Origin of the sequence: Burkholderia sp. USMB20 (genome assembly GCF_000949135.2) — a bacterium.
Taxonomy (GTDB): Bacteria; Pseudomonadota; Gammaproteobacteria; order Burkholderiales; family Burkholderiaceae; genus Burkholderia.
In genome coordinates this window covers 33,040-49,558 of the sequence record NZ_JTAN02000017.1, presented here as the reverse complement: position 1 = coordinate 49,558, position 16,519 = coordinate 33,040, and the positions used below count along the sequence as shown (strand labels likewise).

14 protein-coding genes and 1 pseudogene are annotated in these 16,519 nt (G+C 70.1%); 11 read left to right on the top strand and 4 right to left on the bottom strand.

All coding sequences use genetic code 11. The features are described from left to right. The first annotated feature begins 5 nt into the window (after positions 1-5). Positions 6-734 (top strand): precorrin-4 C(11)-methyltransferase, encoded by a 729-nt coding sequence (cobM, locus tag PL79_RS20455; protein WP_044843543.1) that lies wholly within the window; start codon positions 6-8, stop codon positions 732-734. A gap of 264 nt (positions 735-998) precedes the next feature. Here cobM and PL79_RS20450 read toward each other — a convergent pair. After that, positions 999-1,998 (bottom strand): annotated as a pseudogene (locus PL79_RS20450) (MFS transporter). A 134-nt stretch (positions 1,999-2,132) separates the two neighbouring features. Here PL79_RS20450 and PL79_RS20445 point away from each other — a divergent pair. Further along, on the top strand, positions 2,133-2,645 hold the full coding sequence (locus tag PL79_RS20445) for a MarR family winged helix-turn-helix transcriptional regulator (protein WP_044843542.1): 513 nt from the start codon (positions 2,133-2,135) through the stop codon (positions 2,643-2,645). A gap of 155 nt (positions 2,646-2,800) precedes the next feature. Here PL79_RS20445 and PL79_RS20440 read toward each other — a convergent pair whose 3' ends face one another. The 3 genes from PL79_RS20440 to PL79_RS20430 all read right to left on the bottom strand — a co-directional run bounded on the left by PL79_RS20440 (position 2,801) and on the right by PL79_RS20430 (position 7,935). Beyond that, positions 2,801-3,505 carry a glutathione S-transferase N-terminal domain-containing protein gene (locus PL79_RS20440; RefSeq protein WP_044843541.1) on the bottom strand — a complete coding sequence of 235 codons (705 nt, stop codon included), beginning with the start codon at positions 3,503-3,505 and terminating at the stop codon, positions 2,801-2,803. A 322-nt stretch (positions 3,506-3,827) separates the two neighbouring features. Then, entirely contained in the window at positions 3,828-4,952 is a 1,125-nt protein-coding gene (locus tag PL79_RS20435; protein WP_044843540.1) for a porin, read from the bottom strand. Between the two features lie 289 nt (positions 4,953-5,241). Beyond that, entirely contained in the window at positions 5,242-7,935 is a 2,694-nt protein-coding gene (locus PL79_RS20430) for a LuxR C-terminal-related transcriptional regulator (RefSeq protein ID WP_044843539.1), read from the bottom strand. 255 nt (positions 7,936-8,190) lie between these two features. On the opposite strand from PL79_RS20430, the gene PL79_RS20425 reads away from it, so the two are divergent. From PL79_RS20425 to PL79_RS20390, 9 genes are all read left to right on the top strand, one after another. Further along, positions 8,191-9,159, top strand: coding sequence for a universal stress protein (locus tag PL79_RS20425; protein ID WP_044843538.1), 969 nt, complete (start codon positions 8,191-8,193; stop codon positions 9,157-9,159). 33 nt (positions 9,160-9,192) lie between these two features. Beyond that, on the top strand, positions 9,193-10,173 hold the full coding sequence (locus PL79_RS20420) for a quinone oxidoreductase family protein (protein WP_044843537.1): 981 nt from the start codon (positions 9,193-9,195) through the stop codon (positions 10,171-10,173). Positions 10,174-10,183: 10 nt separating this feature from the next. After that, positions 10,184-11,032, top strand: coding sequence for a TauD/TfdA dioxygenase family protein (locus PL79_RS20415; RefSeq protein WP_044843536.1), 849 nt, complete (start codon positions 10,184-10,186; stop codon positions 11,030-11,032). 120 nt (positions 11,033-11,152) lie between these two features. After that, on the top strand, positions 11,153-12,208 hold the full coding sequence (locus tag PL79_RS20410) for a 3-keto-5-aminohexanoate cleavage protein (protein ID WP_044843535.1): 1,056 nt from the start codon (positions 11,153-11,155) through the stop codon (positions 12,206-12,208). Positions 12,209-12,372: 164 nt separating this feature from the next. Next, a complete protein-coding gene (locus PL79_RS20405) occupies positions 12,373-13,701 on the top strand; it encodes an MFS transporter (protein ID WP_044843534.1) in 1,329 nt (442 codons plus the stop codon). 22 nt (positions 13,702-13,723) lie between these two features. Continuing rightward, a complete protein-coding gene (locus tag PL79_RS20400; protein WP_044843533.1) occupies positions 13,724-14,317 on the top strand; it encodes an RBBP9/YdeN family alpha/beta hydrolase in 594 nt (197 codons plus the stop codon). 124 nt (positions 14,318-14,441) lie between these two features. Further along, a complete protein-coding gene (locus PL79_RS36195) occupies positions 14,442-14,615 on the top strand; it encodes a hypothetical protein (RefSeq protein ID WP_174389514.1) in 174 nt (57 codons plus the stop codon). A 1-nt stretch (position 14,616) separates the two neighbouring features. Continuing rightward, positions 14,617-15,003 (top strand): type II toxin-antitoxin system death-on-curing family toxin, encoded by a 387-nt coding sequence (locus tag PL79_RS20395; protein ID WP_044843532.1) that lies wholly within the window; start codon positions 14,617-14,619, stop codon positions 15,001-15,003. Between the two features lie 305 nt (positions 15,004-15,308). Then, complete coding sequence (locus PL79_RS20390) at positions 15,309-16,475, top strand: ABC transporter substrate-binding protein (RefSeq protein WP_044843531.1); 1,167 nt, start codon at positions 15,309-15,311, stop codon at positions 16,473-16,475. The last annotated feature ends 44 nt before the right edge of the window (positions 16,476-16,519 follow it).

Sequence of the window (16,519 nt, the reverse complement as noted above, 5' to 3'; positions counted from 1 at the left end):
TTTCGATGACGGTGTATTTCATCGGCGCGGGCCCCGGCGACCCGGAGCTGATCACGGTAAAGGGCCAGCGCCTCGTGCGCACGTGCCCGGTGATCCTGTATGCAGGGTCGCTCGTGCCGCCGGCCGTGCTTGACGGCCATCGTGCGGAACGGGTCGTCAATACCGCCGAGCTCGACCTCGACGCGATCGTCGCGCTGCTCGCCGACGCGCATGCGAAAGGGCAGGACGTCGCGCGCGTGCATTCGGGCGATCCGTCGCTGTACGGTGCGATCGGCGAACAGATCCGCCGGCTGAAATCGCTCGGGATTCCCTATGAAATCGTGCCGGGCGTGACGGCCACGGCCGCCTGCGCGGCGACGCTCGGGGTCGAGCTGACGCTGCCCGGTGTCGCGCAGACGGTGATCCTCACGCGCTTCGCGGGCAAGACGACGATGCCGGAAGGCGAAGCACTCGGCGCGCTCGCCGCGCATCGCGCAACGCTCGCGATTCACCTCGGCGTGCGGCATCTCGCGCGGATCGTCGACGAAGTGCTGCCGCATTACGGGCCCGCGTGCCCGGTCGCGGTGATCTACCGCGCGAGCTGGCCCGACGAGGAGCGCGTGACCGGCACGCTGGCCGACATCGTCGGCAAGGTGCAGGGCACGCAGATCGAACGCACCGCGCTGATCCTGATCGGACGCGTGCTCGACGCGGAAGGGTTCGCGGATTCGACGCTGTACGCGAGCGGGGGGTGATGACGCGTGTACGGAACGCAACGCACTTCGCGTTGCGAGGCATCGCGACAATGGGTTGCCTCGCGAGCGGGGCAACCGATCGATACCCATCGTCGAACGGCGCTCACCGCATGAACCGGCACGACCGGGTGACAACGGGCAACCGCGCGAGCCGGGCCGCCGATCGATATCCATCGTCGAACGGCGCCGCATGAACCGGCAACGGGCAACCGCGCGCCGGCCGCGAACCGGGTCGACGCCTTCCCGCGCCGCGTCTGACCGGCGCTACGCCCGCGCGACGCGCCGCGCAAACTGCGGCGCGAAGCCGGCCGCCAGCGCGAACAGCACGACGCACAGGCATGCCATCGCGATCCATGCCGGCGTCAGATCCGCGAGATGCTGGCGCACGATGCCGGCCGCGAACGGAAACAACCCGGCGACCAGATAGCCGACACCCTGCACGAACCCCGTCAGCGATGCCGCGTCGGCCGGCGTCGCCGCATGATCGACCGTGACGATCAGCGACAGCGGGAACAGCGCGCCGATCCCCGCGCCAAGCAGCAGCGCGGCCGGCATCGCGAGCGTGTCCGGCGCGGCCAGCATCACCAGCAATCCGGCAAACAGCGACGCGATCGCCGCGTGCAGCGCGGGCCGGCGATCGGGCAGGCGGTCGATCGTCGCCGAGATCGCCAGCCCCGCGACGACTTCCGCGAGCGTCACGCCGCCGAGCAGGCTGCCGGCCGTGCCTCGCCTCGAGCGCCGCGACCGCGGCCGGCAGCGCCCAGCCCGCGAGCGCGACCAGCCAGCTCCAGCGGGCCGCGGCGAACGGCGCGACGACGCTCGCGAGTACCGCGCCGCCCATGATCGACGTCGAATAGACGCCCATCGCGCCGCCGATGCGCGTCGCGAAATGCGCCTTCACGAACCCCGGCAGCAGCGCCTGCACCATCGCGATCCCGATGCCCGCGCAACCTGCGCTCGCGAGCAGCAGCCATGCGTGCTGCGCGCCGAAGCGCGACGCGCACGCGAGCCCGATCAGCACGACGCCGAGCCACACGCCGCCGGCGATCCCCGTCACGCGCTGCAGCCGCCGCGCGCCGAGCGCGCCCAGGCCCATCAGCAGGATCGGGATCGTGGTCAGCAGGCTCGCCGCGCCGTCGCCGATGCCGGTCGCACGCTGGATCATGTCGAGCAGCGGACCGATCGCGGCCAGCGCGGGCCGCAGGTTCAACCCGACCAGTACGATGGCGGCCAGCCGCCAGCCGGGGGAAGTGAAGCGATTCATGATGGAGTGGCCCTCGATATCGGTGCACGACACCTTCGTCTGCGTGCCGTGCATTTTCATGTAAAGTATCTCGACATCAAGATAAATGCGTATTTATCTCGACGTCAAGATAACTGGTGAGCCGAGGAGGGTTAATGGATCGAGCCGCGCATGCGCTCGCGCAGTGGCGCGTCGAGCGTCCGGATCTGGATGCATCGTCGATGCTCGTGATGGGACGGCTGCAGGAAGCCGCGCTCGTGATCGCGCGCGATGGTCTCAATCCGCTGTTCGCGCGCTACGGGATGCAGCCGGGCGAGTTCGACGTGCTGGCGACGCTGCGGCGCAGCGGCGCGCCGTTCGCGCTGACACCGACCGCGCTGTACGACGCGCTGATGATGTCGTCCGGCGGGATGACCGCGCGCATCGACCGGCTGCAGAAGGCCGGCTGGGTCGAGCGCCGGCCGAACCCGGCCGATGGCCGCGGCACGCTCGTCGCGCTGACCGACGCCGGCCGCGCGCTGATCGACGATGCGGTGGTCGCGCACGTCGACAATCAGCGTGCGATGCTGGCCGCGCTGTCGGAGGCGGAGCAGGCGCAACTTGCGGCGTTGCTCGAGAAGCTGCTGGCGGGATTGGGAGGAGAAGCGTCGGCGTCGGCCGAAAGGTAGCGCCGCCGTATCGTCACGTCGAACGAGCGCGACGAGCGGGAAATGGAAACGCCGACAGGAAACGCGTAAAAGAAAGGCAGCGCGTGAACCGCCCGCCGCGCGCTGCGGCGGGCCGGACAGACGGCGGGCCGCACCGCGTGGGCCCGCCGCGCGGCTCAGCCGCGTGCCGGGATGTTGAGCCCGCGCGCGACGGCCGGACGCGCGACGAACGCGTCGAGCGCCCGCGCGACATGCTTGAATTCGCCGAAGCCGACCAGGTCGCCCGCTTCATAGAAGCCGACGAGGTTGCGCACCCACGGGAAGATCGCGATGTCGGCGATCGTGTACGTATCGCCCATCACCCACTTGCGGTTCGCGAGATGCGCGTCGAGCACGCCGAGCAGGCGCTTCGATTCGGCGACGTAGCGGTCGCGCGGACGCTTGTCCTCGTAGTCGCGGCCCGCGAACTTGTGGAAGAAGCCGACCTGCCCGAACATCGGGCCGATGCCGCCCATCTGGAACATCACCCACTGGATCGTCTCGTAGCGGCCCGCCGGATCCTTCGGGATCAGCTGGCCCGTCTTGTCCGCGAGATAGATCAGGATCGCGCCGGATTCGAACAGCGCCAGCGGCCGGCCGTCGGGGCCGTTCGGATCGATGATCGCCGGGATCTTGTTGTTCGGGTTCAGCGACAGGAATTCGGGCGACAGCTGGTCGTTCGTGTCGAAGCGCACGAGGTGCGGCTCGTACGGCAGGCCGGTTTCCTCGAGCATGATCGACACCTTGACGCCGTTCGGCGTCGGCAGCGAGTACAGCTGGAGACGGTCGGGATGCTGGGCCGGCCATTTTTTCGTGATCGGGAAGGCGGACAGATCGGGCATGGAGGTTCGTTCGTCAACGTTGAGGATCCGCGCCCCGCCGGCCTGCCGCGCGTCGCCGGCAGCCGCTGACACGGCGGCAGGAACGGGACGAACGCATCGACCGGCGGGCGGGGCGCGCCGAAGACGCCCACTGTAGCCGATCCCCGCGATCGCTGCAGACGGCGGCCGCGCGTCGTGTCCGTGCGCCGCCGCGCGCAGCGCGCCTGCCTGTTTCGGTCAGCCGCCTCAACAGACGACGCATCGACGTGTCGCGAACGGATGCCTGCGGACATCGCGCCAGGCCCTGCGCGCTGCGGCACCCGTGCCACACCGCACCGCGTCGTCAGAAGTTGTGCCGCAACCCGACCATCGCCGCGGTCGTGCCGACCCCGGGCGCGACCGGCTGTCCGTACACGAGCATCTGGTTCATCGTGCCGCGGTTGTTCACGTGGCCGACCTGCGCATAGACCATCGACCGCTTCGACAGGCTGTAGTCGGCCGTGAGCACGACGGCCGTCGAGCGGTTTTCCGAACGGTTGCGGTCCTTCAGGTAATACACCGCCGACGTCACCTGCAACGCGGGCGTGAAGCGATAGCCGACGCCGGCCGACAGCATGTCGAGGTTCACCTTGTCCGCATGCGACGGATTCCTGCCGTTGCCGTACGACGCCGACACCGAGAAATCGCGGATCGTGTATTTCGCGCCGACATAGATGAAGCGGTTGTTGTCGACGCCGGTCGGCGCGACACCCGGCGCCGGATTCGTGTCGTGGCCGTTGTAGTAGACGGCCGACGCGTTGAGCCCGTAGTTCGAATACCGCAGCACGACCGATTCGCGCGTGCCGCCCTGGAACTGCCCGGCGACGCCACCGGGCGCGTATTCGAGCGCGATCGACGCGCCCGCGAAGGTCGGCGACTGATAGACGAGCGCATTGCTGTCGTACAGCGCGCCGATCGCGCCGTTGGTGCTCGTCCCCGGCCAGCCGGCCGCGGTGTTCAGGCCGAGCCACGCGGTCAGCACGCTGCCGAAGAACTGCGCGTTGCGCACGTCGGTGTCGGCCATCGCGTAGATCATCGGCACGATCTGGCGGCCGGCCGTGAAGGTGCCGAACGGCCCGGACACGCCGAGCGACGCAACCTGGTTGAAGATCGCGACGGCGCCCGGCGTGTCGCTCAGCTGCATCCTGCCGGTGCCGCTGTCGAACGAGCCCTGCAGCTTGAAGTTGACCTTGTAGCCGCCGCCGATGTCCTCGCTGCCCTTGATGCCCCAGAAGCTCGAATAGATGCCGCCGTCCTTCATGCGGAACACCTTGCCGGTGTTCGGCGCGTTCGGGCCGAACGACGCGGCCGACGTGCTCTGGTACAGCAGGCCCGTGTCGACCACCCCGTACAGCGTGACGGAGGATTGCGCGTGCGCGAGCGCCGCACTGCCGGCAAGCGCCGCGAGCGCGGCCAGTTTCGTCTTCATCGAAATCTCCAGGATCGTAATGGACCGCCCGGGATCGAGCCCGGGCGGGTGCAGCGGGGGAAGCATCGAGGCAGGCGGGAGGGCGCCGGGTGCGACGCCGGTGCGAGCCGTGCGGAAAGACTACGCAACGGCGCGCGGCCGCTCCCCCCCATGCGCGGGGGGCAGGGTTGCGGAGAATCGGCGGGGAACCCGTGCAACGCGGTTGTCATCAACGGCCGGGCAAGGCCGCTCAAGGCGGATCAAGGCCAGTTAAGTCGCTTCGGACGTGCGCAGGCGGGCAACGCGCGCGTCAAGGCGCGCTTTCGAGCAACCCGAGCACCAGCGCGCGGCGCACCGCATGCTTGCGCGAGCTGGCGTCGAGCTTGCCGAACAGGTTCTTCAGGTGCCACTTCACGGTTTCCTCGCCGACGGCGAGCGCCACCGCGATCTCCTTGTTCGACAGGTTGCGCGCGAGCAGCTCGAGGATCGCGCGCTCCTTGGGCGTCAGCACGACGCTCGGCACCGCGCGCGGGCTGGCCGTGCTGCGCGGCGCGGGCGGCACGATGCGCGGCTGCGGCTGTGCGGGCCGGGCGGGTCCGTCGCCCGCGGCCGTCTCGTCGCCGATGCGGCGCGCCCAGTCGGCGACGGCCGGATGCGCGTCGGCGAGCGTGCGCGTGAGGCCGAACATGTCCGCGAGGTTCATCGCCTCGTCGAGCAGCGCGCGGCCGCCGTGCCCGGACTGTTCGAGCGCGAACGCGCTGAGCGCCATGATCTCGATGCGCTCGCGTCCCATGCTCATTTCGCGGGCCAGCACGGCGGCTTCGTCGAGCGCCGCGCACGCATCGTCCCAGCGGCGCGCGGCAAGCGCGGCGCCCGCGTGCGCCATCGCCTGCAGCAGCACGACGGGGCGCCGCCACAGCGGCCCGTGCGACGGAAACTCGGCCGCGGCAATCGCATCGATCCGCTCGACCAGCGCATGGCAGGTCGCCTCGCGATAGCGCGCCGCGTGAATGCGCACCTGCTCGGCGAGGCTCGCGACCGACAGGCGCGGCAGCCGGCGCGCGACGCCCATCGCGTCGAGCGCCTCGAGCAGGTCGATCGCGCGATGCTCGACGCCGCGCAGCAGCGCGATGCGCGCGGCCGTCCGGTAGCCGAGCAGCACGGTGTCGGGCGTGCCCGCGTGCTCGAGCACGTCGAGCCGGTTCGCCAGTAGCGCGGCCGCCTGGTCGACGCGATCGGCTTCGCAGGCGATCGCCGCGCACATCGCCGCGAGCATGCAGGTCAGCGGATGGCGGCGGCCGAGGTCCGCTTCCGCGCGCGCGAGCGCCGGCGACAACGCGTCGTCCGCGAGCCGGATCTGGCCTTCGCGCAGATAGCTCAGGCCGGTGATCAGCTCGCCCCAGCGCGCGACGTAGCCGAACCCGGCCGCGGTCGCGCCGCGCGGCGCGGCCTGCTGGAAGCGGCGCGCCTGCGCCGGTTCGCCGACGATGATCGCGCGCGCCGACAGGCGGTTCGCGTGCATCTGCGCGAGCCAGGTCGCCGCGGGCGGCGTGAAGTCGGCCCACGGTTCGAACAGCTCGACGAAATGGTCGATTTCGTCCGCGTAGTAGGCCGCCGCACTGAGGATCAGCGCGCATTCGTAGCGCATCGCGGCCGGCGTGCCGGGGTCGGCGAGGATGCCGGCGATCTGGCGCCGCGCCTCGACATGGCGCTCGCCGAGCGCCAGCGCCCACGCGACCGCGATCCGCAGCGTCGGGCGCTTGTCGAGTTCCGCATCGGGCAGCAGCGCGAGCCAGTCGAGCACGTCGTTGATGCGGCCCTGCTTGATCGCGTCCTCGAGGCAGCGCTGCGCGAGCGCGTATGCCGTCTCGAACTGGCCGGCCGCATACGCGTGGCGCGCCGCTTCCTCCGTCATCCCGTGCGCGTCGAGCCACGCGGCCGCGCGGGCGTGCAGCGCGCTGCGGTCCGCTTCGGCGCTCGTTGTCAGACGGTCGCGCAGCGTATCGCGCACGAGCGGATGCAGCCGGCACCAGTCGGAAGCGTCGGACGCGATGAACAGCGGCGTGTCGCGCGCGAGCCGTGCGAGCCGGCCGGGGGCGGCCGCGTCGTCGAGCAGCGCGGCGCACAGCGACGGATGCAGGCGGTCGGCAACGCTCGTGCGGGTCAGGAACGCGGTGTCGTCGGCCGACAAATTCGCGAGCAGCAGTTCGACGAGCCGGTCGCGCGTGCCGTCCATGCGCGCGGCGAGCGCATCGACAGCCTGGCGCGGATCGGCCGAGCGCGCCATCGCGGCCATCGCGAGCTGCAGCCCGAGCGGCCAGCCGTCGACGCGCTCGAACAGCCGCGCGCACGCGTCGGCGTCGACCCGCTGCGCAAAGCGCGCGCCGACCAGCGCGATCGTCTCGTCGAGCGTGAAGCGCAGCCAGTCGGGGCCCGCGAGCGTGCATTGCCCGCCGGCGAGCAGGTCGCCGGCCGCGTGATCGAGCCCGCGCCGGGCCGCGACGACCACCCGCAGGTTCTGCGGCGCGTTGTGCAGCACGTAGGTCAGCGCGTCGAGGCCGGCGGCGGGCAGCCGCTCCGCATCGTCGACGATCAGCAGCGCGTCGATCGACAGTTGCGCGACCTCGGCCAGCCACGCGGTCAGCCCCTCCAGCGCGCGGGCCGCGCCGTCCGGAATCAGGCGCCCGAACGCGGGCCGCGCGCAACCGGTGCGCACCGCCTGCACGAGCCCCTGCAGCAGGCGCGGCGCGTCGTCGCGCTCGTCGGCGGACAGCCACACGACCGCGCGGCCGAGCGCGAGCGATTCGCGCCGCCATTGCGCGAGCAGCGAGGTCTTGCCGTAGCCGGCCGGCGCCTGCACGAGCGTGACGGGCCGGGCGTCGAACGCCGCCGCGGCGAGGCTCAGCCGCGCGCGCACGAGCAACTGCGCCGGCACGCGCGGCGCGGTCGTCTTCAGCACGAGTTCGGTGGGGGGCGCGTCGGCGCGATCGGGTGGGTGGGCCATCGGGGCAGCAGTCGGAATCCGGCGCTGCCGTGCAGGCCGGCGTCCGGGGTGGGCGTGGGGGGAAGGATCGGCCGAACCGCGTTCGCGCGTCAATCCCCCCCGCGGCGAGTGGGGCCGCGCCGCCGCCCGGCCGATAGCATGGGTTCCGAGGCGTGACGAACGCGATTGACCAATGCAACGGGGAGGGGGCCATGAACATCGTATCGACCGGCGCGCGCCGCAGCGCGCCGAGCGCCGGATAAACGGAGCGGCACGATGTATCGCCATCTGCTCGTGACGGTCGACGGCGTGCCCGGCGGCATCGACGCGATCGGCCATGCGCTCGAACTGGCGCGTGCGGTCGGCGCGCGGGTCACGTTCGTGCTGTCCGGCGCGGCGCCGCAATCGCCCGGCTCCGACTCGCGTTTATCCGGAGCGCGGATGCCGGAACACGGTGCGAAAGTGGAAGCCGCCGCCCGGGCGCAGGGCCTGTCCCATGCGATCGCGGCGGCCGGCGATCCGGGGGCCGGCCATCCGGCGGCCGGCGGCACGTCGCCCGCCACGCTCGCCGGCGAACTCGGCTGCGACCTGATCGGCGTCGCGGCGCTGCCGCACGATGCCGATGCCGGCGCGGCCGCGCAACGGCGGTTGCTGCTCGCGACGAGCGGCGTGCCGGTGCTCGTGTGCCCGGCGCGGCGTGCGCCGGCAGAGGCGCGCGTGATGGCCCGCTGTCTCGCCGCGCATCGCGCGCTCGGCGCGCAGTTGCAGGCGCTCACGCAGTTGCAGGCGCCGACGCTCGCGAGCGAAGACCCGGACTCGGCAACGCGGCCGGCCGCCGACGCGGCCCGCACGCTGGCGGTGCAGGCCGCGTTGGTGTCGCTCGCGGCGCTGCAGGACGCGCGTTCCGGGCCGTCCGCCGAAGCACGCCTGTGCGCGGCATTGCGCAGACGGGCGGAGAGCACCGCGGCCGAACTCGACGAGCTCGACCGCCAGCGGCGCCGCGATGCGCACGCGCTCGACGCGCTGGCGCGGCTCGCCGCCGACGGCTTGCCGTCGGCCGCGTTCGATGCAGCGCTCGCCGTCTATGCGCGCGGCGCGTTCGAGCAGATGGGGCGCATGGAAGGCGTGATTTTCCCGGCCGCGCGGCGCTATTTGAGCGACGCCGACTGGACCGAACTGGACGCGCCTCCGGCGAGCGGCTCTGCCGCGACGACGCCGGGCGCGGACGAACCCGACGATGCGTGACGCGCATCCGACTGAAATCCTACGGAGAACCAGATGGCACATGCAGTGCGATTCCACGAAACCGGCGGCCCCGATGTGCTGCGCTGGGAAGCGGTCGAAGTCGGCGACCCGGGCGCGGGGCAGGTCCGCCTGCGGCACGAGGCCGTCGGCCTGAACTTCGCCGACACGTATTTCCGCAGCGGCCTGTATCCGGTGCCGCTGCCGGCCGGCATCGGCGTCGAGGCCGCCGGCGTGGTCGAGGCCGTCGGCCCCGGCGTGACGAACGTCGCCGCCGGCGACCGGGTGACCTACACCGGCTTCCTGAACACGCTCGGCGCGTACAGCACCGAACGGCTGATCGCCGCCGCGCCGCTCGTGAAGCTGCCGGCCGGGATCGCCTGCGACACGGCCGCGGCGATGACGATGCGCGGCCTGACGTCGGCCTACCTGTTGCGCCGCATCCACGCGTTCGCGCCGGGCGACACGATCCTGCTGCACGCGGCCGCGGGCGGCGTCGGGCTGATCGTGTCGCAATGGGCGAAGCTGCTCGGGCTCACGGTGATCGGCACCGTGTCGAGCGAACCCAAGGCCGCGATCGCCCGCGCACACGGCTGCGACCATACGATCGACTACAGCCGCGAGGACGTCGCGAAGCGCGTGCGCGAACTGACTGGCGGCGCGGGCGTCGACGTCGTGTTCGACAGCGTCGGCAAGGACACCTTCGAAGGCTCGCTCGATTCGCTGAAGCGGCGCGGGCTGATGGTCTGCGTCGGCACCGCGTCGGGCCCGATCCCGCCGTTCGACCCGCAGCGCCTCGCGATGAAGGGCTCGCTGTACCTGACGCGCCCGGCGCTGGCCGACTACATCGCCGATCCGGCCGAGAAGAACGACCTGGCCGGCGAGCTGTTCGCGCACGTCGCGGCCGGCCGCATCCGGATCGAGATCAACCAGCGTTACGCGCTGCAGGACGCGGCGCAGGCGCACCGCGATCTCGAGTCGCGCAAGACGACCGGCTCGTCGGTATTCATCGTCTGAGGAGACGCGCATGCGAGTCGAACCCCTGACCTGTGCGATCGGCGCGGAGCTGCTGGACGTGAGCCTCGCCGACGCCGTGCACGACGACGGCCTGTTCGCCGAGATCCGCACGCAACTGCTGCGCCATCGCGTGCTGTTCTTGCGCGACCAGGACATCACGCGCGCCGAGCACGTCGCGTTCGCGCGCCGCTTCGGCGAGCTCGAGGATCATCCGGTCGCCGGCAGCGATCCCGAGCACCCGGGGCTCGTGCGGATCTACAAGTCGCCCGACCAGCCGAACGACCGCTACGAGAATGCGTGGCACAGCGATGCGAGCTGGCGCGTGGCGCCGCCGCTCGGCTGTGTGCTGCGCTGCATCGACGGTCCGCCGGTTGGCGGCGACACGATGTGGGCGAACATGGTGCTCGCGTACGAGAACTTGCCGGAACACGTGAAGCAGCAGATCGAAGACTTGCGTGCGCGTCACAGCATCGAGGCGAGCTTCGGCGCGGCGATGCCGGTCGACAAGCGCCTCGCGCTGAAAGCGCAGTATCCGGACGCCGAGCATCCGGTCGTGCGCACGCATCCCGAAACCGGCGAGAAGGTGCTGTACGTGAACGCGTTCACGACGCACTTCACGAACTTCCATACGCCCGGGCGCGTGCGCGTCGGGCAGGACGCGAATCCGGGCGCCGGCCAGCTGCTGCAATACCTGATCAGCCAGGCTTACATCCCCGAATACCAGGTGCGCTGGCGCTGGAAGAAGAACAGCGTCGCGATCTGGGACAACCGCAGCACCCAGCATTACGCGGTGATGGACTACCCACCGTGCGTGCGCAGGATGGAGCGCGCGGGCATCGTCGGCGACGTGCCGTTCTGAACGCGCCCGCACCTTAACCGACTCGCAACCCCGTACACGACGCGCCGGGCCAGCCGCGCGGCGCGGCGGGATACGCACGCCCGTACGCCTGCACTGAAACGATTCCCACTGGAGGACGACATGCAATTTCTCGACGATTCGCTGCACCCGGAAAACCAGGACAAGGTAGTCATCACGGTCGCGCCGTACGGCCCCGAATGGATGCCCGCCGACTTTCCGGAAGACATTCCGGTGACGATGGACGAGCACGTGCAGAAGGCCGTCGACTGCTACAACGCGGGCGCGACGGTGCTGCACCTGCACGTGCGCGAGCTCGACGGCAAGGGCAGCAAGCGGCTGTCGAAATTCAACGAGCTGCTCGGCCGGCTGCGCGAGGCGGTGCCCGACATGATCCTGCAGGTCGGCGGCTCGATCTCGTTCGCGCCGGAAGGCGACGGCGCCGAGGCGAAATGGCTGTCCGACGACACGCGCCACATGCTCGCCGAGCTGACGCCGAAGCCCGACCAGGTGACGGTCGCGATCAACACCGTGCAGATGAACATCACCGAGCTGATGAACCGCAAGGACATTGCCGGCACGTCGCTGAACGAAGCCGCGCTGTGGGACGCGTACCGCGAGATGACCGTGCCGGCCGGCCCCGGCTGGGTCGACGAGCACCTGCGCCGGCTGCAGGCGGCCGGCATCCAGCCGCATTTCCAGCTCACCGGCATGCACGCGCTGGAAACGCTCGAGCGGATCATCCGCCGCGGCGTCTATCGCGGGCCGCTGAACGTCACGTGGGTCGGCATCGGCGGCGGCTTCGACGGCCCGAATCCGTACAACTTCATGGAATTCGTGCGGCGCTGCCCGGACGGCGCGTGCATCACGCTCGAATCGCTGATGAAGAACGTGCTGCCGATCAACACGGTCGCGATGGCGCTGGGCCTGCATCCGCGCTGCGGGATCGAGGACACGATCATCGACCAGAAGGGCAACCGGATGACGTCGGTGCAGCAGGTCGAGCAGTGCGCGCGGATCGCGCGCGAACTCGGGCGCGAGATCGCCACCGGCAAGGAGGCGAAGGCGATCTACCGGATCGGCGTGCAGTACGACGGCGTCGACGAGACGCTCGCGCAGCTCGGGATGGCGCCGAACCGCCGGCCGGGCCAGCTGAGCGTGCCGCTGCGCGCGGCCTGACGCACCGGGCGACCGTGCAACCGGGCGGCCCGCGAGCGCCGCCCGCCGATCGATGTGGCGCGGCACCCACCCTCGCGCGGTGCGCGAGGCAAGCTCCGACGAACGGAGCGGGGCCGCGCAAGCCGCGCCGGCGCGTTGCCGCACCGGTGCCGGAGGAGACACGCATGCTGATTCATCACGTCGAGCCGTCGCTGCAGGACGTGGCGGCCACCGGGCGGCGCGCGCCGGCCTATGCCTGGCTCGTGTTCGGGCTGACCGTCGGCCTGCTGCTGTCGGACTACATGTCGCGGCAGGTGCTCAATGCCGTGTTTCCGCTCCTCAAGCACGCGTGGGGACTGTCGGACACGCAGCTCGGCTCGCTGTCCGGCGTCGTCGCGCTGCTGGTCGGCCTGCTGACGTTCCCGCTGTCGGTGCTCGCCGACCGCTTCGGCCGCGTGCGCAGCATCGTGCTGATGGCCGCGCTGTGGAGCGTCGCGACACTCGGCTGCGCGCTGTCGACCAACTACGCCCAAATGCTGGTTGCGCGCGGCCTCGTCGGGCTCGGCGAAGCCGCGTACGGCAGCGTCGGCGTCGCACTGATCCTCAGCATCTTTCCGGCGCGCCTGCGCGCGACGCTGACCGGCGCGTTCATGGCCGGCGGCGCGTTCGGCTCCGTCTTCGGGATGGCGCTCGGCGGCCTCGTCGGCGCGCATCTCGGCTGGCGCTGGTCGTTCGGCGTGATGGCCGTGCTCGGCATCGTGCTGCTCGTCGCGTACCGCGGCGTGGTCACCGAACGGCGGCTCGCGGCCTGCCGCGTCGAACCGTGCCGGCCCCATGCCGATGCGCCGCGCGACCTGCGCGGCAGCGTGCACGCGCTGATGTCGGGGCTGTTCGCATCGCGTTCGGTGATCTGCGCGTATGTCGGCAGCGGGCTGCACCTGTTCGTGCCCGGTGCGCTGTTCGCGTGGCTGCCGAGCTACCTGAACCGTTATTACGCGATGGCGCCGGACCGCGCCGCGGTGCTCGCGGCCGGCTTCGTGCTGCTGTCGGGCGTCGGGATGGTCGGCTGCGGGATCGTCACCGACCGCGTCGGCAAGACCGACGGCAAGCGCAAGTGGCTGACCGCGATCGCGTATTGCGTGCTGACGGGCGTGTGCCTCGCGGCCGCGTTCCGGCTGCCGCCCGGGCCGCTGCAACTCGCGCTGATCTGTGCGGGCATGCTGGTCGGTGCGGGCGCGTCCGGCGCATCGGGCGCGATGGTCGCGAACCTGACGCCCGCCGCGATCCACGCATCGGCGTTCGCGACGCTCACGCTCGCCAACAACCTGCTCGGCATGGCGCCGGGCCCGCTGCTGACGGGGTGGGTCGCCGATCGCGCCGGCCTCGTCGGCGCACTGCAATGGATTCCCGTCGTGCCGCTCGCGGCCGCCGTGCTGTTCGCGATCGGACGCGCGAGCTACGCGGCCGATCTCGCGCGCGTCGAACGCGAACGGCGCGCGTCCCACCTTTCCTGAACCGAACCCTCCCGGAGGCTGCATGACCCTGGCGACCGCACCCACCATCCTGATCGTGCCCGGCTTGCGCGATCACGTCGAAGACCATTGGCAGACACATCTGCAACGACGCCTGCCGAATGCACGGTCCGTCGCGCCGCTCGAAGCCGACAAGCTGAGCCGCGCCGCGCGCGTCGCGGCACTCGATGCGGCGCTTGCCGCGATCGACGGCCCCGTGATTCTCGTCGCGCATAGCGCGGGCGTGATGATCGCCGTGCATTGGGCTCTGCAGGCCACGCGCAAGATCCACGGCGCGCTGCTCGCGGCGCCGGCCGATCTCGATACGCCGATGCCCGCCGGTTATCCGGCGCCCGACGCGATCGCCGCGAACGGCTGGACGCCGGTACCGACCGGGCGGCTGCCGTTTCCGAGCGTCGTGGCCGCGAGCCGCAACGATCCGCTCGCGCGCTTCGAACGCGTCGAAGTGCTGGCGGCAGGGTGGGGCAGCAAGCTCGTCGATCTCGGCGAAGTCGGGCATCTGAATCCGGCGTCCGGATACGGCGAGTGGCGGGATGCGGAGCGGCTGATCGGGGAAGTCGCGGCACTCGGCAAAAGCCGTTACAGCTTGTCGGGCTGACGTCGCCGCCATCGTCCGGGCGCTTCGGCGCCACTTCGGGTGCTATGATTGTCGCCAACGCGGCCGCTCGGTTCGAGCGCAGGCAAGCGGCTGATTATTCATGCTTTTATGATGGAAAACTGTCATGGCCCCCAAAAGAAAGACGCTGTATGGGGTTGAACTGAAACCCCGCACGATCATCCGGCCCACGACGGAAGTCAAGGCTTCAACGGAAACCGAGAAAGGTGACGTGCTTCGCGCTGCCCGAAAAGTCATTTCCGAACACCGAGACGTGCTGATCGCGTTGAAGGATCGTTGATTTGCTGGACCTTGATTACGTCATCACGATTCATGACGAGATAATCCGGGACCTTGGCGGCTTGGGCGGATTTGCTCATGCCGGCCGGGGCGGTGTCGAGGCCGCCCTGCATCGCGTCGACAATCACGCCCATTACGCCGGCCTCGATGACGTGTTCGGGATTGCCGCGACCTATGCGGTTGCCATCGCGCGCGGGCATGTCTTCAACGATGCCAACAAGCGCACCGGTCTCACCTGTGCATTGACCTATATGGAACGGCAGGGGATCACGATTCCTCGCCTCGCCGATCTCGAGGACCTCATGGTCGATGTGGCGGACGGCAATGTCAGCAGCGAAGAACTGGCCGATTACTTCAGCGCAGTCTGGGAATTGTCTCTGTCCCGCTGACGACGTCGCGTCGTCGGCTTTTCAGTCGTTCTTGATCACTCGACACCACGCACTGACTCGATTGCTGCCCAGGCGTCCGATCGCGCGGAGCTTCAATCAGCGCTAATTTGATATACGACGTCCTAACACGTCGAACCTCTGCTGCCCCGGCGCGCCGCGAAATCATCAAATCGTCGACTACCGGAAGGTTTCTGTTAGGGAAATTCCCGCCCCGCGCCAGTCGGTTTTTTGTTGACCGACATCGTATAACGCCGTCATGATTTCCTGAAAAGAAAGGTCCCATCCACCGACCGAAGTGAGGAGACATGAACGCCACCCCGATCGCTCGCCGTGTCCGCCGGATCGCACTCGCGCTGGGTTTCACGCTGTCGGCCGCGGCAGCCGTTGCCGCACCCGTATCGCTGAACGTCGTCGACGTCGCGGGCAACCTGCAGCTCACGCAGAAGGCCATCGAGGCGTTCAAGGAGAAGAACCCGAATCTCGTCGCGAACGTCACGTTCACGAACGCGCCCGCGCCGCAGCTGCCGGGCAAGATCAAGGCGATGCAGGCGGCGGGGCGCGCCGACATCGATCTCGTGCTGACGGGCACCGACGCGCTGGCCGCCGGCATCGAGCAGAACCTGTGGCTGAAGCTGCTGCCCGACAACGCGGGCGCGTTTCCCGGCGTGCTCGACCGGTACGCGCCCGGCCCGCGCAAGATGCAGGATGTCGCGCAGGGCTTCGGCCTCGAAGTGACCTACATGCCGGCCGGCCCGCTGCTCGAATACAACCCGGCGAAGGTCGCCGACCCGCCGAAGACGCCCGAACAGCTGCTCGCGTGGTGCAAGGCGCATCCGAACAAGCTGATCTACGCGCGCCCTGCGAACTCGGGCCCCGGCCGCACGTTCCTGATGGGGCTGCCGTACGTGCTGGGCGACAAGAACCCGCAGGATCCGATCAACGGCTGGGACAAGACCTGGGCGTTCCTGAAGCAGCTCAACGACTGCGTGCCGTACTACCCGGGCGGCACGTCGGCCGTGATGAAGGAGCTCGGCGAAGGCACGCGCGACATGACCGTGACCGTCACCGGCTGGGACCTCAACCCGCGCGCGCTCGGCATCGTGCCGGCCGACTTCCGGATCCAGGCGTTCGACAACATGACGTGGGTCAACGACGCGCACTACATGGTGATTCCGAAGGGCGTGGCGAAGGACAAGCTCGACGTGCTGTTCAAGCTGATGAACTTCCTGCTCGAGCCGGCGCAGCAGGCGATGACCTACGACGACGGCTACTTCTATCCGGGCCCGGCGGTGAAGGGCGTGACGCTCGAGATGGCGCCCGCGCACAGCCAGGAAGTGATCAGGAAGTTCGGCCGCCCCGAGTACGCGAAGCTGCTCGCGGAGCGTCCGCACGTGCAGCCGCTCAACGCGCAGGCGATGGTCGCCGCGTTCCAGAAGTGGGACCGCGAGATCGGGTCGCAGAAGTCGAAATGACGGATGAACCCGCGGGCGCCGCGGCGCCCGCGCCGACGGAGTTC